This is a genomic window from Thiomonas sp. FB-6, assembly GCF_000377645.1.
Classification (GTDB): domain Bacteria; phylum Pseudomonadota; class Gammaproteobacteria; order Burkholderiales; family Burkholderiaceae_C; genus Thiomonas_A.
Genome location: NZ_KB898493.1, coordinates 1 through 22847 on the forward strand (window position 1 = coordinate 1; position 22847 = coordinate 22847).

Annotated in this window: 19 protein-coding genes; 6 read left to right on the forward strand and 13 right to left on the reverse strand. The window is 70.9% G+C overall.

The annotated features are described in order from the left end of the window. On the reverse strand, positions 1-323 hold a 323-nt coding region (locus tag D466_RS21890; RefSeq protein ID WP_038166389.1), incomplete at its 3' end, for a biotin/lipoyl-containing protein. Between the two features lie 42 nt (positions 324-365). Next, entirely contained in the window at positions 366-3080 is a 2715-nt protein-coding gene (gene aceE / locus D466_RS0114530) for a pyruvate dehydrogenase (acetyl-transferring), homodimeric type (RefSeq protein ID WP_018914437.1), read from the reverse strand. 238 nt (positions 3081-3318) lie between these two features. Between aceE and D466_RS0114535 the strand changes: the two genes are divergently transcribed. The 5 genes from D466_RS0114535 to D466_RS21895 all read left to right on the forward strand — a co-directional run bounded on the left by D466_RS0114535 (position 3319) and on the right by D466_RS21895 (position 10235). Beyond that, positions 3319-5838 (forward strand): PAS domain S-box protein, encoded by a 2520-nt coding sequence (locus tag D466_RS0114535; RefSeq protein WP_018914438.1) that lies wholly within the window; start codon positions 3319-3321, stop codon positions 5836-5838. After that, entirely contained in the window at positions 5835-6455 is a 621-nt protein-coding gene (locus D466_RS0114540) for a response regulator transcription factor (RefSeq protein ID WP_018914439.1), read from the forward strand. Before D466_RS0114535 ends, D466_RS0114540 begins: the two co-directional genes overlap by 4 nt. A gap of 10 nt (positions 6456-6465) precedes the next feature. After that, entirely contained in the window at positions 6466-7317 is an 852-nt protein-coding gene (gene folD / locus D466_RS0114545) for a bifunctional methylenetetrahydrofolate dehydrogenase/methenyltetrahydrofolate cyclohydrolase FolD (protein WP_018914440.1), read from the forward strand. Between the two features lie 51 nt (positions 7318-7368). Continuing rightward, on the forward strand, positions 7369-9450 hold the full coding sequence (locus tag D466_RS0114550) for a M3 family metallopeptidase (protein ID WP_018914441.1): 2082 nt from the start codon (positions 7369-7371) through the stop codon (positions 9448-9450). Positions 9451-9572: 122 nt separating this feature from the next. Beyond that, positions 9573-10235, forward strand: a complete 663-nt coding sequence (locus tag D466_RS21895; RefSeq protein WP_018914442.1) for a glutaredoxin family protein — start codon at positions 9573-9575, stop codon at positions 10233-10235. 66 nt (positions 10236-10301) lie between these two features. On the opposite strand, the gene rpiA is transcribed toward D466_RS21895, so the two are convergent. After that, complete coding sequence (rpiA, locus tag D466_RS0114560) at positions 10302-10964, reverse strand: ribose-5-phosphate isomerase RpiA (RefSeq protein ID WP_018914443.1); 663 nt, start codon at positions 10962-10964, stop codon at positions 10302-10304. Between the two features lie 119 nt (positions 10965-11083). Between rpiA and D466_RS0114565 the strand changes: the two genes are divergently transcribed. Continuing rightward, positions 11084-12112 carry a quinone-dependent dihydroorotate dehydrogenase gene (locus D466_RS0114565; protein WP_018914444.1) on the forward strand — a complete coding sequence of 343 codons (1029 nt, stop codon included), beginning with the start codon at positions 11084-11086 and terminating at the stop codon, positions 12110-12112. A gap of 58 nt (positions 12113-12170) precedes the next feature. Here the strand turns inward: D466_RS0114565 and D466_RS0114570 are convergent, their stop codons facing one another. The 10 genes from D466_RS0114570 to trpB all read right to left on the reverse strand — a co-directional run bounded on the left by D466_RS0114570 (position 12171) and on the right by trpB (position 22825). Then, a complete protein-coding gene (locus D466_RS0114570) occupies positions 12171-12401 on the reverse strand; it encodes a hypothetical protein (RefSeq protein ID WP_018914445.1) in 231 nt (76 codons plus the stop codon). A 425-nt stretch (positions 12402-12826) separates the two neighbouring features. Next, complete coding sequence (gltX, locus tag D466_RS0114575; RefSeq protein ID WP_018914446.1) at positions 12827-14245, reverse strand: glutamate--tRNA ligase; 1419 nt, start codon at positions 14243-14245, stop codon at positions 12827-12829. A gap of 34 nt (positions 14246-14279) precedes the next feature. Then, complete coding sequence (locus D466_RS0114580) at positions 14280-15521, reverse strand: O-succinylhomoserine sulfhydrylase (protein WP_026285309.1); 1242 nt, start codon at positions 15519-15521, stop codon at positions 14280-14282. After that, positions 15518-17020 (reverse strand): amidophosphoribosyltransferase, encoded by a 1503-nt coding sequence (gene purF, locus D466_RS0114585; RefSeq protein ID WP_018914448.1) that lies wholly within the window; start codon positions 17018-17020, stop codon positions 15518-15520. The genes D466_RS0114580 and purF overlap by 4 nt, the downstream gene beginning before the upstream one ends. 45 nt (positions 17021-17065) lie before the next feature. Further along, positions 17066-17653 carry a CvpA family protein gene (locus D466_RS21900; protein WP_018914449.1) on the reverse strand — a complete coding sequence of 196 codons (588 nt, stop codon included), beginning with the start codon at positions 17651-17653 and terminating at the stop codon, positions 17066-17068. After that, positions 17650-18495, reverse strand: coding sequence for an SPOR domain-containing protein (locus tag D466_RS0114595; protein ID WP_018914450.1), 846 nt, complete (start codon positions 18493-18495; stop codon positions 17650-17652). The genes D466_RS21900 and D466_RS0114595 overlap by 4 nt, the downstream gene beginning before the upstream one ends. Before the next feature lie 62 nt (positions 18496-18557). Further along, positions 18558-19841: a bifunctional tetrahydrofolate synthase/dihydrofolate synthase gene (gene folC / locus D466_RS0114600; protein WP_038166398.1), complete on the reverse strand. Its 1284-nt coding sequence runs from the start codon at positions 19839-19841 to the stop codon at positions 18558-18560. 40 nt (positions 19842-19881) lie between these two features. After that, positions 19882-20757 (reverse strand): acetyl-CoA carboxylase, carboxyltransferase subunit beta, encoded by an 876-nt coding sequence (gene accD / locus D466_RS0114605; RefSeq protein WP_018914452.1) that lies wholly within the window; start codon positions 20755-20757, stop codon positions 19882-19884. Then, entirely contained in the window at positions 20754-21599 is an 846-nt protein-coding gene (trpA, locus tag D466_RS0114610; protein WP_018914453.1) for a tryptophan synthase subunit alpha, read from the reverse strand. The genes accD and trpA overlap by 4 nt, the downstream gene beginning before the upstream one ends. Next, a complete protein-coding gene (trpB, locus tag D466_RS0114615; RefSeq protein WP_026285311.1) occupies positions 21596-22825 on the reverse strand; it encodes a tryptophan synthase subunit beta in 1230 nt (409 codons plus the stop codon). Before trpB ends, trpA begins: the two co-directional genes overlap by 4 nt. Positions 22826-22847: the final 22 nt, after the last annotated feature.

Here is a 22847-nt window from a genome sequence, read left to right on the forward strand (position 1 = left end):
GCCGGGGCCGCAGCAGGCTGCTGCGCCTGCGCCGCGGCAGGCCCGGCCGCCGGCGCCGCCGCCTCGGCCGGCGCGCTCGCGCCCTCCTCGGCCTCCAGCTCCAGCAGCGGCGTGCCCTCGTTCACCTTGTCCCCGAGCTTGACCAGCAGCGCCTTCACCACCCCGCCCGCGCTGCTCGGTATCTCCATGCTCGCCTTGTCGCTCTCCACCGTGATCAGCGACTGCTCCGCCTGGATCCTGTCCCCAGGCTTGACCAGCAGCTCGATCACCTCCACGTCCTTGAAGTCCCCGATGTCGGGAACCTTCACCTGCATCTGCGCCATTGCGTGTCTCCGTGTTCCTGGCTGTTCGTTCCGCGCCGCGCCTCAGGCCAGCAGCGGGTTGATGCGATCGACGTCGATGCCATAGCGCTGGATCGCCTCGGCGGCCTTCGAGGCGTCGAGCTTGCCCTCGTCGGCCAGGCTGCGCAGCGCGGCCACCACGACGAAGTGGCGGTCCACCTCGAAGTGACGCCGCAGCTTGGTGCGGGTGTCCGACCGGCCGAAACCGTCGGTGCCCAGCACGCGGTAGGCGCGGTCGTCAGGCAGGAAGGGACGGATCTGCTCGGCGAACATGCGCACGTAGTCCGTGGAGGCGACCACCGGGCCCGCATGGGACTCCAGCTGCTGCGCCACGAAACTCTTGCGCTGCGGCTCCTTCGGATGCAGCAGGTTCCAGCGCTCGCAGTCACGCCCCTCGCGGGCCAGCTCGTTGAAGCTCGGGCAGCTCCACACGTCGGCCGCCACGCCCCAGTCCTGTTCCAGCAGCTCGGCCGCCGCCAGCACCTCGCGCAGGATGGAGCCGGAGCCCAGCAGCTGCACGCGCAGCTTGCCCGATTTGGCGGCGCCGTCGCGGCACAGGTACATGCCCTTGAGGATCTGCTCCTCGGTGCCGGGCTTCAGCCCGGGCTGCGCGTAGTTCTCGTTGAGCAGGGTGATGTAGAAGAACACGTCCTCCTGGTTCACCACCATGCGTTGCAGGCCGCGGTGCAGGATCACCGCCACTTCGTGCGCGAAGCTGGGGTCGTAGCTGACGCAGTTGGGCACGTTGGACGCCATCAGCTGGCTGTGTCCGTCCTCGTGCTGCAGGCCTTCGCCGTTCAGGGTCGTGCGCCCCGAGGTGCCGCCGAGCAGGAAGCCCCGCGCCAGCATGTCGCCGGCGGCCCAGATCAGGTCGCCGATGCGCTGGAAGCCGAACATCGAGTAGTAGATGAAGAACGGGATGGTGATGCGGTTGCTGTGCGAGTAGGAGGTCGCCGCGGCGATCCAGGAGCACATGCCCCCCGCCTCGGTGATGCCTTCCTGCAGGACCTGGCCCGACTTGTCCTCCCGGTAGTACATCACCTCGCTGCGGTCGACCGGGGTGTACTTCTGGCCCTCGGGGGCGTAGATGCCGATCTGGCGGTACAGGCCCTCCATGCCGAAAGTGCGGGTCTCGTCGACCAGGATGGGCACCACGCGCGGGCCCAGCGCCTTGTCGCGCAGCAGCTGGTTCAGGCAGCGCACGTAGGCCTGGGTGGTGGAGATCTCGCGCCCCTCGGCCGTGGGCTCGAGCGTGGGCTTGAAGATCTCGGCCAGCGGCGGCAGCGTGAACTGCTCGTCGGCCTTGGTGCGGCGCTGCGGCAGGTAGCCGCCCAGCGCCTTGCGCCGCGCGTGCAGGTACTGCATCTCCGGCGTGTCGTCGGCCGGCTTGAAGAACGGCAGCTTGGGCAGTTCGTGGTCGGGCACCGGGATGTTGAAGCGGTCGCGGAACTCGCGGATGTCCTCGTCGGTAAGCTTCTTGACCTGGTGCGCGACGTTGCGCGCCTCGGCGGCCTGGCCCAGGCCGTAGCCCTTGATGGTCTTGACCAGCAGCACCGTGGGCTGGCCCTGGTGGGTGGCGGCGGCGTGGAAGGCGGCATGGACCTTGTTCGGGTCATGGCCGCCGCGGTTGAGGCGCCAGATGTCCTCGTCGCTCATGTTCTTGACCATCTCCAGCAGCTGGGGATGGCGCCCGAAGAAGTGCTTGCGCACGAACGCGCCGTCGTTGGCCTTCATGGCCTGGTAGTCGCCGTCCAGCACGTCCATCATCACCTGGCGCAGGATGCCGTCCTTGTCGCGCGCCAGCAGCGGATCCCAGTAGGAGCCCCAGATCAGCTTGATCACGTTCCAGCCCGAGCCGCGAAATTCCGCCTCCAGCTCCTGAATGATCTTGCCGTTGCCGCGCACCGGGCCGTCCAGGCGCTGCAGGTTGCAGTTCACCACGAACACCAGGTTGTCGAGTTTCTCGCGCGCGGCCAGGCCGATCGCGCCCAGGGATTCCGGCTCGTCCATCTCGCCGTCGCCGCAGAACACCCAGACCTTGCGCTTGGAGGTGTCGGCGATTCCGCGCGCGTGCAGGTACTTCAGGTAGCGCGCCTGATAGATCGCCATGATCGGGCCCAGGCCCATGGACACGGTCGAGAACTGCCAGAAATCCGGCATGAGCTTCGGGTGCGGGTAGCTCGACAGGCCCTTGCCGCCGACTTCCTGGCGGAAGTTGTCCAGCTGCTCGTCGCTCAGGCGGCCCTCCATGTAGGCGCGGGCATAGATGCCCGGCGCGCTGTGCCCCTGGAAATACACCAGGTCTCCACCGTGGTCTTCGCTGGGCGCGTGCCAGAAGTGGTTGAACCCGGCGCCCAGCATGGTCGCCAGCGAGGCGAAGGAGGCGATGTGCCCGCCCAGGTCGCCGCCGTCGGCCGGGTGCAGCCGGTTCGCGCGCACCACCATGGCCATCGCGTTCCAGCGCATGTAGGCGCGCAGGCGCTCCTCGATCTCGACATTGCCGGGATTGCGCTCTTCCAGGTCCGGCGGGATGGTGTTCACATAGGCGGTGTTGGCCGAGAAGGGCATGTCCACCCCGTCCTGGCGCGCCTGGTCGAGCAGTTGCTCGAGCAGGTAGTGGGCGCGCTCGCGACCCTCGCTGGCGATCAGCGCCTGCAGGGCATCGAGCCACTCGCGGGTTTCCTGGGGATCGGCGTCGTTCGCGGCGGGCGCGGGCGATTGATCGGGTACTGCTGCCATCGTGGTCTCCTCTGGATGTCGGATCTCCCGCGGCCGGCGCTTCGCAGGCGCCGCGCATACGCGGAATTCGGAAGGGTCCGGGGCAGCCCGATGCCTTCCAGGAAGCGAGTATTGCAAAGAATTTTTTGAATTACAACATCCGGTTTTACAATATGGAATTTGACGTATCGACCCTCCTGCATACAGCATGCTCCGATCGGGGCCCTTTGCCTATCAGGCTGTTGACTAGACTTGCGCCGTGAGCCTGTTCCCGACCCTCCTCCGACGCCTGCGCCAGCGCGTGCGCCCGCTGCTGCACAGCCGGCGCGCGGACCTGCTGCTGCTGTTCGTGCCCCTGCTGTCGCTGGTGCTGTTCCTCGGCGCGGCCGCCGCGCTGGTGCGCTATACGCAGCAGACCGAGCTGCAGCGGGAGAACGACACCCTGCAGCGTGACAGTGAATGGGCGCGCCAGCGCATGAGCCTGGAAATGGCCCTGATGCAGGAGCAGTTGCAATCCATGGCCAACTCCCTGGAGACGCGCCGGGGCAACGAGCGTTTTCCGGCCATGGCCGCCTCCTTCCTGCACCAGCACGCGCTGACGGTGGTGGTCTACGCCACCGACCCCGACGGCAAGCTCGAACACCTGGTCATGAGCCCCGCCGTGCCCCGCGACCTGCAATGGATCGACGCCCAGCACCGCCCGGCGCAGCCCATGTCGCTGCAACTGCAGCTGCAGGCGCGCCAGCGCCAGCGCACGGTGTACAGCCTGCCCTACCACCTGCCGCGCCTGGGCTGGGTGGTGGAGTCGGCCACGCCGGTCATGCTGGGCTCGCAGTTCGCCGGCACGGTCGGCGCAGTGTTCGCCATCGACGGCCTGATGCGCGGCACCACGGTGCAGGAGCTGAGCAGCCGTTACGCGGTGGCGCTGGTCGACCACGTCACCGGCGACGTGATCGCCAGTACCGCCACCGGCGACCTGGCGCGCAAGCCCCTGCGGTACCTGGTGGCGCTGCACCCCTTCGACGCCGGCCTGGCCATGCGGGTGAGCAGCTTCCACTCGGCGCCGGGCTGGACGGTGCGCGGCCTGTACTGGGCGGTGTTCGTGCTGTCGGCGCTGATGCTGTGGATGCAATGGGGCAGCTGGCGCCAGATGCGCGAGCGCCTGCAGGCGCAGGAAAGCCTGACGCGCGAGACCGCGTTCCGGCGCGCCATGGAGAACTCCCTGTCCACCGGCATGCAGGCCATCGACCTGAAGGGCCGCATCAGCTACGTGAACATGGCCTTTTGCAAGATGACCGGCTTTTCCGAGCACGATCTGGTCGGCCGCGCGCCGCCGCACCCCTACTGGCCGGCGCGGCGCTCGGCCGAGATGGCGCTGGCGCTGCAGCAGACCCTGGACGGGCTGGCGCCGCCCTCGGGCTTCGCGCTCAAGCTGGCGCGCAAGGACGGCAGCGAATTCGACGCACGGGTGTACGTCTCGGCGCTGATCGACAACCGCGACCGCCAGACCGGCTGGGTCACCTCGATCACCGACATCACCGAGCCCACGCGCATCCGCCAGGAACTGGCGGCCTCCCACGAGCGTTTCGTGGCCGTGCTCGAGGGCCTGGACGCGGCCGTGTCGGTGCTGGCCATCGACCGCGACGAGCAGTTGTACGCGAACAAGCTGTACCGCCAGTGGTTCGGGGCCTCCGCCCACGGCCACCACCTGCTCAGCGGGCAGGACCCGCCGCCGGGGGCCGGCGTGGACGGGGACGACGCGGTCGACAGCTTCGCCGGCCTGCCCACCGACGAGTTCCTGCACACCCAGGCGCAGGTGCACGAGATCCACGTGGCCTCGCTGGACCGCTGGTTCGACGTGCGCCAGCGCTACATCCAGTGGGTGGACGCGCGCGTGGTGCAGATGCTCATCGCCACCGACGTGACCGCGCGCCACCAGGCCGAGGACGTGGCGCGCAACCAGGAGGAGAAGGCCCAGATCACCAGCCGCCTGATCGCCATGGGCGAGATGGCATCCTCGCTGGCGCACGAACTCAACCAGCCGCTGACCGCCATCAACAACTACTGCTCGGGCATGATCGCGCGCCTGCGCAACCGCTCGATGCCGGCCGAGGAACTGCAGCCCGCGCTGGAGAAGACCGCGCGCCAGGCGCAGCGCGCGGCCGCGGTGATCCGCCGCGTGCGCGATTTCGTCAAGAAGAGCGAACCCCACCGCGTGGCCTGCCGCGTGCAGGACATCGTGCAGAACACGCTGGAACTGGCCGAGATCGACCTGCGCCGCCGCAACGTGCGCCTGTTCACCCACATCGCCGCGGGCATCCCGGCGCTGCACGCCGACCCCATCCTGATCGAGCAGGTGCTGCTGAACCTGCTGCGCAATGCCGCCGAGGCGGTGGACAAGGCCGGGCGCGCGGGGGTGCTGCGCAGCATCGAACTCGACATCGCGCAGGACGAAGCCCAGGTGCACTTCATCGTGCGCGACAACGGAACCGGTGTGTCCGAGGAAGTGATGAGCCATTTGTTCGAGGCCTTCTACTCGACGAAAAGCGAAGGATTGGGCATCGGACTGAACATCTGCCGCTCCATCGTTGAATTCCACGAAGGTCGTCTATGGGCCGAGAATCAATACAATGGGGAGGTTCTCAGCGGAAGCGTGTTCCGCTTCACGCTGCCCCTGGAGCCCACGCCCCGTAGCGGCGCCGCGCCCACCGGCGCGGCCGCCCAAGGTACGGACCTTTCCGCAGCGCCCGCCGCACCCGACCTTCACACGAGCCCATGAAACCAGCGACCAAAGGCACCGTATACGTCATCGACGACGACGAAGCGGTACGCGATTCCCTGCAGTGGCTGCTCGAGGGCAACGACTACCGGGTGCGCTGCTTCGACTCCGCGGAAGCCTTCCTGGCGCGCTTCGACCCGCGTGAAGTGGCCTGCCTGATCGTGGACGTGCGCATGCCCGGCATGAGCGGGCTGGAACTGCAGGAGCGCCTGCTGCAGCGCGGACAGAACATTCCCCTGGCCTTCATCACCGGCCACGGCGACGTGCCCATGGCCGTGGCCACGATGAAAAAGGGCGCGATCGACTTCATCGAGAAGCCCTTCAACGAGAACCTGCTGCGCGACCTCGTCGACCGCATGCTGCAGAAGGCCCGCGTGGACCTGGAGGAGCACGCGCAAAGCGCCAGCCGCGAGGCCCTGCTGTCCAAGCTGACCAGCCGCGAATCGCAGGTGCTCGAGCGCATCGTCGCCGGGCGCCTGAACAAGCAGATCGCCGACGACCTGAACATCAGCATCAAGACGGTCGAGGCGCACCGCGCGAACATCATGGAAAAGCTGGGCGCGAACACCGTGGCCGACCTGCTGAAGATCGCGCTGGGCGCGTCGAGCAAGGCCTGAGGACGCGGCGATGACGGCCCGACTCATCGACGGCAAGGCGCTGGCCGCGCAGATGCGCGCGGAGGTGGCCGAGCGCGCCGCCGCGCTGCGCGCCACGGGCCGCCTGCCCACGCTGGCGGTGATCCTGGTCGGCGCCGACCCCGCCAGCCAGGTGTACGTGCGCAACAAGATCGCCGCCTGCGAGCAGGCCGGCATGCGCTCGCTGCACGAGACCTACGGCGCGGAACTGCGCGAGGCCGAGCTGCTGGCGCGCATCCACGCGCTGAACCAGGACGACAGCGTGCACGGCATCCTGGTGCAACTGCCGCTGCCTGCGCACATCCACGCGCAGCGCGTGATCGAGGCCATCTCGCCGCGCAAGGACGTCGACGGATTCCACGTCGCCAACGCCGGCGCGCTGATGGTGGGCCGGCCGGGGCTGCGCCCCTGCACGCCGCTGGGTTGCGTGCGCATGCTGGAACACATCGGCCTGGGCGACCTGCGCGGGCGCCACGCGGTGGTGGTCGGGCGCTCGAACATCGTGGGCAAGCCCATGGCCATGCTGCTGCTGGGCATGAACGCCACCGTCACCATCGCCCACAGCGGCACCCCCGACCTGGCCGAGACCTGCCGGCGCGCCGACGTGCTGGTGGCGGCGGTGGGGCGCGCGCGCATGATCGGCGCCGACATGATCAAGCCCGGCGCCGCGGTGCTGGACGTGGGCATCAACCGCCTGGAAGACGGCAAGCTCTGCGGCGACGTGGACTTCGAGGCCGCGCGCGAGCTCGCCGGCTGGATCACCCCCGTGCCAGGCGGGGTCGGGCCGATGACCATCGCCATGTTGTTGTCCAATACCCTGCAGGCCTGCGAACAACTGGCCTGAAACGCCACGGCGGCCCCTGTGCCGGGCCGCGCGCCCTGACGGAGCCCGCCGATGTCCCCGGATACCCCCGCTGCCGCCGCGCAGCCCGCCAATCCCCTGCTGGGCGATGCCGTGCTCGCGCCGCTGGCGCTGCCCGACTTCGGCGCGCTGCGCCCGGAGCAGGTCGAGCCCGCGCTGCGCGAACTCATGGCGCGCCTGCGCGCCGCGCACGAGCAGGCCTGCGCCGGCGACCCGGCACGGCCCGCGAGCTGGGACGACCTGGTGCAGGCGCTGGAGCCCGACTCGGAGGCGCTGGGCCGCGCCTGGGGCCTGGTGTCGCACCTGCACGCGGTGGCCGACACGCCCGAGCTGCGCCGCGCCTTCAACGACATGCTGCCCCACGTCACACAGCTGTGGACCGAGCTGGGCTCCGATCCGCGCCTGTTCGCGCGCTACCGGTCGCTGCGCGAGGGCGCCGGCTTCGCCGCGCTGCCGGCGCTGCGCCGGCGCATCGTCGAGCACGCGCTGCGCGACCTGCGCCTGTCCGGCGCCGAGCTGCGCGGCGAGGCGCACGCGCGCTTCGAGGCCATCGAGCAGCGCAGCGCCGAGCTGGAGCAGGCCTTTTCCGAACACCTGCTCGACGCCACCGACGGCTTCTCGCTGCGCGCCGAGGAATCGCAGCTGCAGGGGCTGCCGGAGGATCTGGTGCAGGCCGCGCGCGAGGCCGCGGGGCAGGCCGGCGGCTGGGTGTTCACGCTGCACCAGCCCAGCTACGTGCCGCTGATGCAGCATGCGCGCGATCGATCGCTGCGCCAGGCCATGTACCGCGCCTACGTCACCCGCGCCAGCGAGCTGGGCGACCCGCGCCTGGACAACTCGGCCATCATGGCCGATCTGCTGGCGCTGCGCGCCGAACTCGCGGGCCTGCTGGGTTTCGCCGATTACGCGGAGCTCTCGCTGCAGACCAAGATGGCCGACAGCGCCGCGCAGGTGGAGGAGTTCCTGCTCGATCTGGCGCGGCGCGCCCGCCCCTACGCCGAGCGCGACCTGCGCGAGCTGCGCGAATTCGCGGCCGCCGAACTGGAAATGGCGGATCTGCAGTCCTGGGACCTGGCCTTCGCCTCCGAGCGCCTGCGCGAGCGGCGCTACGCCTATTCCGAGGAGCAGCTGCGCCAGTACTTCACCGAGCCGCAGGTGCTGGCCGGGCTGTTCGATCTGGTGCACCGCCTGTTCGGGGTGCGGGTGCTGGAGCAGGAGGCCGCCGGAGTCTGGCACCCCGAGGTGCGCCTGTGGCGCGTCGAGCAGGCCGACGGGCGCCTGCTGGGGCATTTCTACACCGATCTGCACGCGCGAGCCGGCAAGCGCGGTGGTGCCTGGATGGACGGCCTGCGCTCGCGCTGGCTGCGCGCGGACGGCACGCTGCAGACTCCCGTCGCGGTGCTGACCTGCAATTTCGCCTCCGGCGTCGGCGGCCGTCCTCCGCTGCTCAGCCACGACGACGTGCAGACCCTGTTCCACGAATTCGGCCACGGGCTGCACCACCTGCTTACGCGCGTGGACGAACTCGGCGCCTCCGGACTGTCGGGCGTGGAATGGGACGCGGTGGAGCTCCCCAGCCAGTTCCTCGAGAACTACTGCTGGGAATGGGAGGTGCTGCGCGGCATCGGGCGCCATGTGGACACCGGCGAGCCGCTGCCGCGCGAACTCTTCGAGCGCATGGTGGCGGCGCGCAACTTCCAGGCCGGCATGCAGACCCTGCGCCAGGTGGAGTTCTCGCTGTTCGACCTGCGCGTGCACCGGGAACTGCGCGAAGCCACCCCCCAGGCCGTCGCCGAGCTGGCCGAGCGGGTGCGCCGCGAGGTGGCCGTGGTGTTCCCCCCGGACTTCGCCAGGTTCCAGCACAGCTTCTCGCATATCTTCGCCGGGGGCTACGCGGCCGGCTACTACAGCTACAAATGGGCCGAGGTGCTGTCGGCCGACGCCTACGCGCAGTTCGAGGAACACGGCGTGCTGGACCCGGACACCGGCGCGCGCTTTCGCGACGAGATCCTGGCACGCGGCAGCAGCCGCGACGCCATCGAATCCTTCCGCGCCTTCCGCGGCCGCGATCCCAGCATCGACGCGCTGCTGCGCCACCAGGGCATGGCCGGCTGAGCCACGGCGCCCGCGCGCCGATCCCCGGCCGCGGCGCGAGGCGCGATACCATCAAGCCGTCCCGCGCGTTCCGGGCCTGCGAGCCCGGGCCCGGCGCGCCGGCACCACTGGAGGCAATTGCGATGCGACACGTCTTGCGCCTGGCACCCGGGTTCGCCCTCGGCTTCGCGCTGCTCCTCGGCCCCGCGCCGGCGGCCTGGGCGGTCTACAAGGTCGTCGGCCCCGACGGCAGCGTCACCTTCACCGACGTGCCGCCCTCGTCCGGGGGCGCCGCGGTGCAGCGGGGCACGGCGCCGCGCGTGCAGGCCCCGGCGTCCGCCGGCGGCGAGGAGCTGCCGCCGCGCCTGCGCCAGCTGCAGCAGCAGGCTCCGGTGGTGGTCTACACCGCGCCCGCCTGCAAGGCCTGCGACGACGGCATCGAGCTGCTGCGCCAGCGCGGCGTTCCCTACGACGAGAAGACCATCGTTTCTCCGCAGGACGCCGAGGCCTTCAAGGCCCTCGACCCCGGCATGCAGGTGCCGCTGCTGAGCGTGGCCGGCGTGAAGCTCTCGCCGGGCTTCAACTCCGCGGCCTGGAACCAGGCGCTGAACTCCGCCGGCTACCCGCAGCATTCCGAGTTGCCCAAGGACTACCGCTTCGCCATCCCCCGGCCGCTGGCGGGCACCCCCGCCCCGCTTCCGGGGCTGCCCGGTTCCGCCCGGGCGCCCGCCGGCACGACCTCGCCGCCCCAGCCCTCGGTGGCGCCCCCGCCCGACCCCAACGCCCCGCCTGGGTTCAAGTTCTAGGGTCCTGCTCCGCGCGGGGCCCGGCCGCCGCCGGCGCGCGCGATCGCGGCCCGTCGCGGACCTGCCCTACGCGTAGTCGCGCTGCGTGACGCCGTCGGCGCCGCCCACCAGCGCGACGTCGGCGCCGCGGCGGGCGAACAGGCCCACCGTGACCACGCCGGGAATCTGGTTCAGGCGGCTTTCCAGCTCGGCCGGATGCTCGATGCGCAGCCCGTGCACGTCCAGGATCTGGTTGCCGTTGTCGGTGAGGTAGCCCTCGCGCAGGCGGGGTTCGCCGCCCAGGTCGCGCAGGCGCGCGCGCACCAGTTCGCGCGCCATCGGCACCACCTCCACCGGCAGCGCGAAGGCGCCGAGCACCGGCACCAGCTTGCTGGCGTCGACGATGCACACGAAACGCTCGGCGGCCTCGGCGATGATCTTCTCGCGCGTCAGCGCTCCGCCGCCGCCCTTGATCATGGCTCCGCCGGGGTCGATCTCGTCGGCGCCGTCCACGTATACCGGGAGCGTGGACACCTCGTTGAGGTCCAGCACCTCGATGCCGTGCGCGCGCAGCCGTTCGGTGCTGCGCTCCGAACTCGACACCGCCGCGCGCACGCGGTCGCGGATGCCGGCCAGCGCGTCGATGAAATGGTTCACCGTGGAGCCGGTGCCGACGCCGATCACCGCGCCGGGCACCACGAAACGCAGCGCCTCGCGCGCCACCGCCTGTTTGAGTTCGTCCTGGGTCATGCGAGCCTGCCGCGTGCAAGGGAGGGAAGGAAGCGCGCCGAGTCGCAGCGCGCGGTCGGGAAAGACAAAGCCCTTATTATCGCCGCTGCTCCGAACGGCTCTTGCAGCCCACCCCCGCGATGCCCCTGCCCTACGCGCTGATCCGCCCGCTGTTGTTCCGGCTGGATCCGGAAGCCGCCCATCACCTGGGCCTGCGTGCGCTGCGCACCATGCACCAGTGCGGCCTCAGCCTGCTGCTCGCGCAGCCGCGGGTGATCGACCCCGTGCGCCTGCTGGGCCTGGAATTCCCCAACCGCGTGGGCCTGGCCGCCGGGCTGGACAAGAACGGCGAGGCCATCGACGCCCTCGCCGCGCTGGGCTTCGGTTTCGTCGAGGTCGGCACGGTGACGCCGCTGGCGCAAGGCGGCAACCCGCGCCCGCGCATGTTCCGCCTGCCGCAGGCGCGCGCGCTGATCAACCGCATGGGTTTCAACAACCAGGGCCTGGAGGCCTTCCTGCGCAACGTGCGCCGCAGCCGCCGCGAGGTTCCGCTGGGCCTGAACATCGGCAAGAACGCCGCCACGCCCATCGAATCGGCGCTGCAGGACTACGCCAGCTGCCTGCGCGCCGTGCACGAACATGCCGACTACGTGACCGTCAACGTGTCCTCGCCCAACACCGCGGGCCTGCGCCAGCTGCAGAGCGACGATGCGCTGGAGGGCCTGCTCGGCGGGCTGGCCGAACTGCGCGAACGCCTGGCGCAGGAACAAGGTCGCCGTGTCCCCATGTTGCTGAAGGTGGCGCCCGACCTGGAGCCGCCGCAGATCCATGCGCTGGCCGACGCGCTGGTGCGCCACGGCATGGACGGGGTGATCGCCACCAACACGACCATCTCGCGCCGCGGCGTCGAGGGCCTGGCGCATGCCGAGCAGGCCGGGGGCCTCAGCGGCGCCCCGCTGCGCGAGGCTTCCAACCGCGTGATCTCGCTGCTGCGCGAACACCTGGGGCCCGGCTACCCCATCGTCGGGGTCGGAGGGGTGATGGACCCCGCCGACGCGGTCGAGAAACGGCGTTGCGGCGCGGACCTGGTGCAGTTGTACAGCGGGCTGATCTATCGCGGCCCGGGCCTGGTGCACGACTGCGCGCAGGCCCTGGCCCGCGCGCGCTGAGTCTGCATCGAAGCCCGCCCGGGCCGGCCGAGGGCCGCCGCAGGCAGCCCCGCGAAGCTCACTTCTGCTTCAGGCGCGTCTTGTTCGCGGTGATGTGTTCGTAGATCTCGCGCGAGCGCTGCGAGAGGGGACGCCCGAAACCTTCGCGCCACGGCGAGGACACCTTCACCTGCGGGCGCTTGCGAAAGGTCGACGCGACCTCCGCGGCGTTCTCCATCATCAGATCCCAGGGATTGGGGGCCTGCTTGGACGCCTGGGGCTTGGTGCTCACCGTCTCGCTGGTGTCCACGTCCCCGGATTTGCGCGTAGTAGTCGTCGTTTTCGCCACGGCTCGCCCTTTTCAAAAGCCATACACCATCCTCGGCCCGACCCCGCGCGATACGAGGCGCGGACCTGCCAGCACCACGGGGGTGGAAGCCGGATCCGATGCCCGGGGATGCAACCCCTCCCTCGCGTCGGGTATGGACAACCCGAGGCATCCAGGTACACTGACCCGCCGCGAGATGGTTTTCACTTTGCGAAACCAGAAGGAATCGCAGGCGAATCATCCTCGGCCAGGAACGGGATTTCGAGCTTTTTGCTCGAAACCGCCCCCAAGCGGGCCCATGCCGGCACCAGACCCGCGGCTCGGAACCCGCATTCCTGCGAGCTGCCTCCCCTCGGGCGCACTCAGTAATTGTAACCCGAAACGTCGCGTCAGCGCCACAGGGCAGCTCAGGCACTTCCCTGTGCGCCGATTCCCGCACGTACGCGCTGCAGCACCGTCTCGCGTGCGAACAGCACCAGCACCGCGTCCACCGACGGAGTCTGCGCGCGCCCCGTGACCAGATGGCGCAGGGGCATCGCCAGCTGCGGCATCTTCAGCTTGTGCTCGCCCAGCACCTGCTTGAGCGCCGCGCCCACCGACGCGGCGTCCCAGGCCGGCAGGCCCTCCAGCGCCGCCGCCAGCGCGCGCAGCGCCTCGCGCACCGGCGCACTCAGCAAGGGCTCCAGCGCCTGCGCATCGGGTGCCGGCTCGGCGTAGAACATCGCGCACAGCTCGGCGATTTCCAGCAGGGTCGACGCGCGCTCGCGCAGCAGCACCGCTGCCGCCTCCAGGCTCACGCCCTGCTCGCGCAGCCCCAGGCGCTCGAGGAAGGGGCGCAGCAACTGCGCCAGGCGCTGCGGCTCCATCGCGCGCAGGTACTGGGCGTTGACCCACTTGAGCTTCTCGCCGTCGAATTGGGCCGCCGAACGGCCCAGGTGCTCGAGGTCGAACCACTGCACGAACTGCTCGCGGCTGAACAGCTCCTCGTCCCCGTGGGACCAGCCCAGGCGCGCGAGGTAGTTGACCATCGCGTCGGCCACGTAGCCTTCGTCGCGATACTGCAGCACGCTCTTCGCGCCGCTGCGCTTGGACAGCTTGTCGCCCTGCTCGTTGAGCACCGTCGGCAGGTGCGCGTACACCGGCGCTTCGCTGCCCAGCGCGCGGAAGATGTGGATCTGGCGCGGCGTGTTGTTGACGTGGTCGTCGCCGCGGATCACGTGGGTGATGCGCATGTCGATGTCGTCCACCACCACGCAGAAGTTGTAGGTCGGCGTACCGTCCGGGCGCGCGATCACCAGGTCGTCGAGCTCGGCGTTGTCGAAACTCACCTGGCCCTTGACGCGGTCCGGCCAGCTCACGCTGCCGTGCGCGGGCGTGCGGAAGCGCAGCACCGGCTGCACGCCCGGCGGCACGGCGGGCAGGGTCTTGCCCGGCTCGGGGCGCCAGGTCCCGTCGTAGCGCGGCTTGAGCCCCGCGGCCATCTGGCGCTCGCGCAGCGCGTCGAGCTCGGCGGTGCTCATGTAGCAGGGGTAGGCGTGCCCGGCCTCGAGAAGTTGGGCCAGCACCTCGCGGTAGCGCTGCATGCGCTGCATCTGGTAGATCGGGCCCTCGTCGTAGTGCAGGCCCATCCACTGCATGGACTCGAGGATCACGTCCACCGCGGCCTGGGTCGAGCGCTCGGTGTCGGTGTCCTCGATGCGCAGCACGAACTGCCCGCCGTGATGCCGGGCGAAGGCCCAGGGATACAGGGCCGAGCGGATGTTGCCGAGATGGATGAAGCCGGTCGGGCTGGGTGCGAAGCGGGTACGTACCGAAGTCGAGGTCATGGGCTGCGCGAGCGATGAAGTCCGAAAGCGTGGGTCAGGCCCCGGCGGCGCGCAGGCCGGGCGCCAGGTCGGCCTGCAGGTCCGAAGGATGCTCCAGGCCGACGCCGATGCGGATCAGCCCCTGTCCGATTCCGGCGGCCTGGCGCTGCGCCTCGCTCAGACGTCCGTGGGAGGTGCTGGCCGGGTGGGTGATGGTGGTGCGGGTGTCGCCGAAGTTCGCCGTGATCGAGCACAGGCGCGTGGCGTCGATCAGCGCGAAGGCGCGCTCGCGCGCCTGCTCCGGCCCGTCGGCGCCCAGATCGAAGGACAGCACGGCGCCGCCCTGCCCCGACTGCTGCGCCATGGCCAGCGCATGCTGCGGGTGCGACACCAGGCCGGGGTAGTACACCCGCGCAACCGCGGGCTGCTGCTCCAGCCACAGCGCCAGCTCCAGCGCGCGCGCGCTTTGCTCGCGCACGCGCAGCGCCAGGGTCTCCATGCCCTTGTGCACCACCCAGGCATTGAAGGGCGACAGGCTGATGCCCGCGCTGCGCTGCACCGGCAGCAGCTTGCCTTCGATGAGTTCGCGCGTGCCGCACAGCGCGCCGGCCAGCGTGCGCCCCTGGCCGTCGAGGAACTTGGTGCCCGAGTGCATGACGATGTCCGCGCCGAAGTCCAGCGGGCGTTGCAACGCGGGCGAGCAGAAGCAGTTGTCCACGACCAGCAGCGCCCCGCCGTCGTGGGCCAGCGCGGCCAGCGCGGCGATGTCGCAGACCTCGGTCAGCGGGTTGCTCGGAGTCTCCGCGAACAGCAGGCGCGTGCGCCCCGGACGCATCGCCGCCTTCCATTCCCGCACGTCGGTCTGCGACACGAAACTGGTCTCGACGCCGAACTTGCCGAAGATGTCACCGAGCAGCTTGATGGTGGAGCCGAACACCGAACGCGAACACACCACATGATCGCCGGCCTGCAGCAGGCCCAGCATGAGCAGCGTGATGGCGCCCATGCCGCTGGCCGTGGCCAGCGCCGCCTGCGCGCCTTCCAGCGCGGCCAGGCGGGTTTCCATCGCCGCCACGCTGGGGTTGGAAAAGCGCGAATAGATGAAGCCATCCTCGTCGCCGGCGAAGCGCGCGGCGGCGCTGCGCGCATCGTGCTGCACGAAGCTGCTGCTCAGGAACAGCGCCTCGCTGTGCTCGCCGTAGGGCGTGCGCGGCACCGAGGCGCGCACCGCCACGGTGTCGGGATGCCAGGACGGCGGGGCCCCGCCCTCCGGGGGCTCGTCTGCGTGTCGGCTCACGGCTGCGCCTCCTCCTGGCTCTGGCCCTGCAGCGCGAGCATGCCACCGCCGGGAGTGTCGCCGCCCGCGCCGCGCTCCCCGCGCAGCGCGGCGTCCACGTCGCCGGTGATGTAGCAGCCGTCGAAGCAGGAGGCCTCGAAGGTCTCGATGTCGGAACGTACGCGGCGCACGGCGCGCTTCATCGCCTCCAGGTCCTGGTAGATCAGCGCGTCGGCGCCGATCAGCCGGCGGATCTCCTCCACGTCGCGGCCGTGCGCGACCAGTTCGGCCGCGGTGGGCATGTCGATGCCGTAGACGTTGGGATAGCGTACCGGCGGCGCCGCCGAGGCCAGGTACACCTTGCGAGCGCCGGCCTCGCGCGCCATCTGCACGATCTCGCGCGACGTGGTTCCGCGCACGATGGAGTCATCCACCAGCAGCACGTTGCGCCCTTCGAATTCCTGGGTGATGGCGTTGAGTTTCTGGCGCACCGAACGCTTGCGCACCGCCTGCCCGGGCATGATGAAGGTGCGCCCCACGTAGCGGTTCTTCACGAAACCCTCGCGGTACGGGCGCCCCAGTTTCCAGGCCAGTTGCATGGCCGACGGACGGCTGGATTCGGGCACCGGGATGACCACGTCGATCTCGCTGGGCGGCATCACCGAGATCACGCGCTGCGCCAGGGTCTCGCCCATGTTCAGGCGCGCCTGGTACACCGAGATGCCGTCCAGCACCGAGTCGGGGCGGGCCAGGTAGACGAATTCGAAAATGCAGGGATTCAGGCGCGGCGCCTCGGCGCACTGCTCGAAGCGCATGTTGGCCTGCAGGTCCACGTACAGCGCCTCGCCCGGCGCGATGTCGCGCAGCAGGCGAAAGCCGTTGCCCTCCAGCGCCACGGATTCGCTGGCCACCATCACCCCGTCGGTCTCGCTGGTGCCCACGCACAGCGGCCGGATGCCGAAGGGGTCGCGGAAGGCCAGCAAGCCGTGCCCGGCGATCAGCGCCACCACGGCGTAGGAGCCGCGCACCCGCCGGTGCACCCCGCGCACCGCGCGGAACAGGTCCTCGGGCTTGAGCGGCAGCCCGTCGGAGACCAGGTCGAGTTCGCGGGCCAGCACGTTGAGCAGCACCTCCGAGTCGGACCCGGTGTTGATGTGCCGGTGGTCGGCGCCGCTGAGTTCACCGCGCAGCGTGTCGGTGTTGATCAGGTTGCCGTTGTGGGCCAGTGCCAGCCCGAAGGGCGCGTTGACGTAGAAGGGCTGCGCCTCCTCCTCGCTGTCGGCGCTGCCGGCGGTGGGATAGCGCACCTGGCCCAGGCCGTAGTCGCCGGGCAGCGCGCGCATGGTCCGCGTGCGGAACACGTCGCGCACCATCCCGCGCGCCTTCTGCATGTACAGCTTGCCGCCCTGGCCGGTGACGATTCCGGCCGCGTCCTGGCCGCGATGCTGCAACAGCAGCAGCGCGTCGTAGATCATCTGGTTCACGGGCTGCTTCGAAACCACGCCGACGATTCCGCACATGATTCGGGTACTCCAGGGTCAGGCAGACGAATGGGCGCGCGGGGATCAGCGTGCCCGGGCCGCGGGCAGGCTGGCGCCCGCCGCGGGAAGGGTGGCCTCGGGGCCGGGCCTGCCCGGGTCCGAGGCCCACGGGGCCTGGGTCCACCACGGGCGTGCCTGCACGGTCTCGAGGGGCAGCAAGGGAGCGACGCGCGCGGCCCCCGCCGACGCCAGCGGCGCCAGCAGCGAGCCCTTCCACACGTCGCTGGAAGGCAGTTGGGTGTAGCCGGCCGCGAGCGCCAGCAGCACGATGACCAGCGCGCCGCGCAGCACGCCGAACAGGGCGCCCAGGCTGCGGTCGAGCATGCCCAGCCCGGTCGAGCGCAGCAGCAGGCGCGCCAGCGTGGCCAGCACGCCGGCGGCCAGCAGCACGAGCACGAAGCAGGCGACGAAGGCCAGGGCCGTGCGCAGCCCCGGCTGGCGCACCAGGTCGCCCAGCAGGTAGGCGCCCAGCCAGGCCGCGTACAGGTGGGCCAGCACGAAGGCGGCGAACCAGCCGCCCAGCGCGATCAGCTCGTAGGCGGCGCCGCGCAATAGCCCGACCAGGGCCGACAGCAGCAGCCCCGCGAGCAACAGCCAGTCCAGGATGTTCACAGGCTCAGCACGGCGGCGGAAATACCCAGCGACCGGATGCGCTGCAATGCGTGCTCGGCCTGGCTGCGCGACGCGAAGGGCCCCACCCGCACGCGCACGCGCTTGCCGGCGGGGGTGTCGACCACCTGGGTGTAGCTGTGCAGCCCGGCGGCGTCGATGCGGTGGCGCACCTGGCGCGCGGTGGCCGCGTCGGCATAGGCGCCCGCCTGCACCACGAAACGCTGGCCCGCCGAGGCCGAGGCGGCTTCGGACTCGCGCTTGGCGGCGCGCTCGGCCTGCGCGGCGGGGATCTGCGACGGGGCCTTGTCCTCCAGCGCGGCCAGCGCCTGGCGTGCCTGCGCGACCTGGGCGGCCGGCGCGCGCTGCGCCGCCGGCTCGGCCGGCTGCGCGGGCCGGGCCTGGGCCTTCGCCTCGGGCCGCGGCTGCGCCGGGGGCTGCGGACGCGCCTGAGGCTGCGGCTGCGGCTGCGGCTGCGGCTGGACCTGCGCCGCCTGCGGCTGCGCCTGCACCGGCTGGCTGCGCGGGGCCGGGCCCGCGGCCGAACTGCCGCCGGGCAGCGCGGCCTGGCCTGGAGCCGCGACGCGCGAGGCCGCCGGCGCGGGCGGCGCCACTGCGCTGGCCTGGTTCTGCGGGGGCACGATCAGCGCGATGTTGGAGGCCACCGGGCGGGGCTGGGTCTCGAAAATCAGCGGAAACACCACCACGCCGGTCAGCACCAGGGCCACCGCGCCGATCAGGCGGCGGCGGGCGCGCAGGCGCAAGACTTCCTCGCTCTGCGCCTGGCGCGCGACCGATTCGCCGCCGCGGGAGCTTTCCTTGGCGCGCTTTCCGGGCAATTTCATGGATAGGGTCGATTCGGCAGGCAGGCGGCTTCGGCCCACCCCCGCCCGTCGACCGGGCGGCTTCAGGCGGCGCGCGGGCGCTGCGCGCGTTGCGCGAGCACGTCGCCGACCGTGAAGAAGGAGCCGAAAACCACGATTCTATCGGTGGGCTGGACCTGCGACAGCGCGTCGGCCAACGCGGCCCGCGGCGACTCGTGGCAGCTCGCGCGCGCGCCGGGCGGCAGCAGCCCGCGCAAGTGCTGCGCGGAGGCCGCGCGCGGCGTGGGCAGTTCGCACAGATGCCAGGCCCGCACCAGCGGCGCCAGCGCCGCCACGATGCCGGCGAGGTCCTTGTCCGCCATAGCCCCAAAAACTGCATGGGTATTCGGGAAATAGCCCATGGCATCCAGGCTCTCGGCGAGCACCCCGGCAGCCTCCGGGTTGTGCGCGACGTCGAGCACCACGGCCGGTTGCCCCGGCAGCACCTGGAAGCGCCCGGGCAGTTCCGCCTGCGCCAGGCCCATGCGCAGGTCCTGCGCGCTCACGGGCAGGCGCTCGCGCACGGCCTCCAGCGCCGCCAGCGCGGCGCTGGCGTTGCGCAGCTGGCGCACGCCGCGCATGGCCGGGTAGGCCAGCCCGGGCACCTTGCGCGTGGGGCCGCGGTAGTCCCATTGCTGCCGGTCGGCGCTGCTCCAGCCGAAATCCCGCCCCACGCACCACAGGCGCACTCCCAGCGCCTCGGCATGTGCGAGCAGGCTGCGCGGCGGATCGGGGTCGGCGACCACGGCCGTGCGGCCGGCGCGGAAGATGCCCGCCTTCTCGAAGCCGATGGCCTCGCGGTCGGGGCCGAGGAATTCCATGTGGTCCAGCGCCACGCCGGTGACCACCGCGCAGTCGGCGTCGACCACGTTGACCGCGTCCAGGCGCCCGCCCATGCCGACCTCCAGCACGGCCGCATCCAGGCGCGACGCGGCGAGCAGGTCGAGAATGGCCAGGGTGGTGAATTCGAAATAGGTCAGCGGCACCGGCGGCTGCAGGCCGGCGCGAGCGCGCTCCACGGCCAGCATGTGCGCGGGCAGCGCCGCCGCGTCCACCGGGGCGCCGCCGACGCGGCAGCGTTCCTCGAAATGCACCAGGTGGGGCGAGGAATACACGCCCACGCGGTAGCCCGCGGCCAGCAGCACCTGTTCGACGAAGGCGCAGGTGGAGCCCTTGCCGTTGGTGCCGCCGACCGTGAACACGGTGCAGTCCAGGCGCAGGCCCATGGCCTCGCGCACCCGCTGCACGCGCTCCAGCCCCAGTTCGATGGCCTGCGCGTGCAGGCGCTGCGCATGATCCAGCCAGTCCTGCAGGCTCCACTGCTCCATCGGCGCGCCGGGGGCCACCGGCGGCGCCACGGCGCCGCGCTCAGCCGACGACGGCATCGGCGGGTTGGCGCTGCAGCATGGCGAGCAGGTGGGCCAGTTCGCCGCGCAGCTCGCGGCGGTCGACGATGCGGTCGACCGCCCCCTTCTGCTGCAGGAATTCCGAGCGCTGGAAGCCCTCGGGAAGCTTTTCGCGCACCGTGTTCTCGATCACCCGCGGGCCGGCGAATCCGATCAGGGCCTTGGGCTCGGCCAGCACGATGTCGCCGACGAAGGCGAAGGAGGCCGACACGCCCCCCATGGTCGGGTCGGTGAGCACGCTCACGTAGGGGATGCGCGCCTTGGCCAGGCGCGCCAGCGCGGCGTTGGTCTTGGCCATCTGCATCAGGCTGAGCAGGCCTTCCTGCATGCGCGCGCCGCCGGTGGCGGTGAAGCACAGGAACGGCACCTTCTGCTCCAGCGCGGTGTCGACGCCGCGCACGAAGCGCTCGCCCACCACCGAGCCCATGGAGCCGCCCATGAACTCGAACTCGAAGCAGGCGACGACCACCGGCACGCTCTGGATGGCCCCGCCGACCACGATCAGCGCGTCGGTCTCCTGCGTGGTCTCCAGCGCCTCGCGCAGGCGCTCGGGGTACTTGCGGCTGTCCTTGAACTTCAGCGCGTCGATGGGCAGCACTTCCTGGCCGATCTCGTAGCGGCCTTCACCGTCGAGCAGCGCGTCCAGGCGCTGGCGCGCGCCGATGCGCATGTGGTGCGCGCACTTCGGGCACACGTACTGGTTCTGCTCCAGGTCGGTCTTGTACAGCACCGTCTCGCAGGAAGGGCACTTGAGCCACAGCCCTTCGGGCATCTGGCGCCGGCTGCCGGCCTCGGAGGGCTGGATCTTCGGGGGCAGCAGTTTCTCGAGCCAACTCATGGGGATATCTCCTCGAATGCCGGGTTGCCGGCGGAGGCCGCCGCGCGGTCGACGGCGGCGCGCACGCCGCGCAGGAAATCGGAGGCGGCGGCGATCGCCTCGCCGCTCCCGCCGCATGACTCCATCAGCTCGATGATGCGCGAGCCGATGATCACCGCGTCGGCGCAGCCGGCCACCGCGGCGGCACCGGCCGCGTCGCGGATGCCGAAGCCCACGGCCAGCGGCAGGCGCACGTGGCGGCGCACTTCCTGCACACGCTGCGCCACCTGCGCCACGTCCAGGTGCGCGGCACCCGTCACGCCCTTGAGCGAGACGTAGTACACGTAGCCGGCGGCCAGCCCGCCGACCTGCGCCATGCGCGATTCGGTGGACGTGGGCGCGAGCAGGAAGATCGGGTCGATGCCGGCGGCGCGCAGGCGCGCGGCGAACTCGGCGGATTCCTCCGGCGGGTAGTCGACCACCAGCACGCCGTCGACCCCGCTGTCCGCGCAGGCCGCGACGAAGGCCTCGACGCCGAAGCGCTCGATGGGGTTGGCGTAGCCCATCAGCACCAGCGGCGTGTCGGCGTCAGCGGCGCGGAACTCGCGCGCCCACTGCAGCACCTGGCGCAGGCTGACACCGCGCGCCAGCGCGCGCTCGTTGGCGCGCTGGATCACCGGGCCGTCGGCCATCGGGTCGGAGAAGGGCACGCCGAGTTCGAGCATGTCGGCGCCCGCCGCCACCAGCGCGTGCAGCAGCGGCACCGTGGTCTCGGGCGCCGGGTCACCGGCCGTGACGTAGGGGATCAGGGCCTTGCGCCCCTGCGCGGCCAGGCGCGCGAAGCTCGGTGCGATGCGGCTCATGAACGCCCCTTGCAGGAAGGCCGGCAGAAGAACTCGGCGCGGCTGAGGTCGGCGATGTTGCCGATGTCCTTGTCCCCGCGGCCCGACAGGTTCACCAGCAGGATCTGGTCGGAGCGCATGCCCGGCGCCATCTTGATGGCCTGGGCCAGCGCGTGGCTGGATTCCAGCGCCGGGATGATGCCCTCGGTGCGGCACAGGCGATGGAAGGCCTCCAGCGCCTCGGAGTCGGTCACCGCCACGTATTCGGCGCGCCCGCTGTCCTTCAGCCACGCATGCTCGGGGCCCACGCCGGGGTAGTCCAGGCCGGCCGACACCGAGTGGGTCTCGGCGATCTGGCCGGCCTCGTCCTGCAGCACGTAGGTGCGGTTGCCGTGCAGCACGCCGGGCACCCCCGCGCCCAGCGAGGCCGCGTGGCGTCCGCTGGCCAGGCCCTCGCCGCCCGCCTCCACGCCGATCAGGCGCACCTGCGCATGCTCGATGTAGGGGTAGAAGATGCCCATCGCGTTGCTGCCGCCGCCCACGCAGGCCAGCACGGCGTCGGGCTGGCGCCCGACCATCTCCGGCATCTGCACCAGGCATTCGTCGCCGATGACGCGCTGGAAATCGCGCACCATCATCGGGTAGGGATGCGGGCCGGCCACGGTGCCGATGATGTAGAAGGTGTCCTCCACATGGGTGACCCAGTCGCGCAGCGCTTCGTTGAGCGCGTCCTTCAGGGTCTTCGAGCCGCTGTGCACCGGCACCACCTCGGCGCCCAGCAGGTGCATGCGGTAGACGTTGGGCGACTGGCGCTTGATGTCCTCGGCGCCCATGTAGACCACGCACTGCATGCCGTAGCGCGCCGCCACGGTGGCGCTGGCCACGCCGTGCTGGCCGGCGCCGGTCTCGGCGATCACCCGGCGCTTGCCCATGCGCTGCGCCAGCATCGCCTGGCCGATGGTGTTGTTGATCTTGTGCGCTCCGGTGTGGTTCAGGTCCTCGCGCTTGAGGTAGACCTGCGCGCCACCGAGTTCGCGGCTCAGGCGTGCGGCGTGGTAGATCGGGCTCGGACGCCCGACGAAATGCTTGAGCTCGTTGCGGTATTCGGCCTGGAACTCGGGGTCGGCGCGATAGCGCGCATAGGCCTCCTTGAGCTCGTCGAGGGCCTTGAACAGGGTCTCGGCGACAAAACTGCCGCCGTAGGGGCCGAAATGGCCCTGCGCATCCGGAAGGTCGTACTGAAGCATGATGGAATCGGCGATGCTGGAC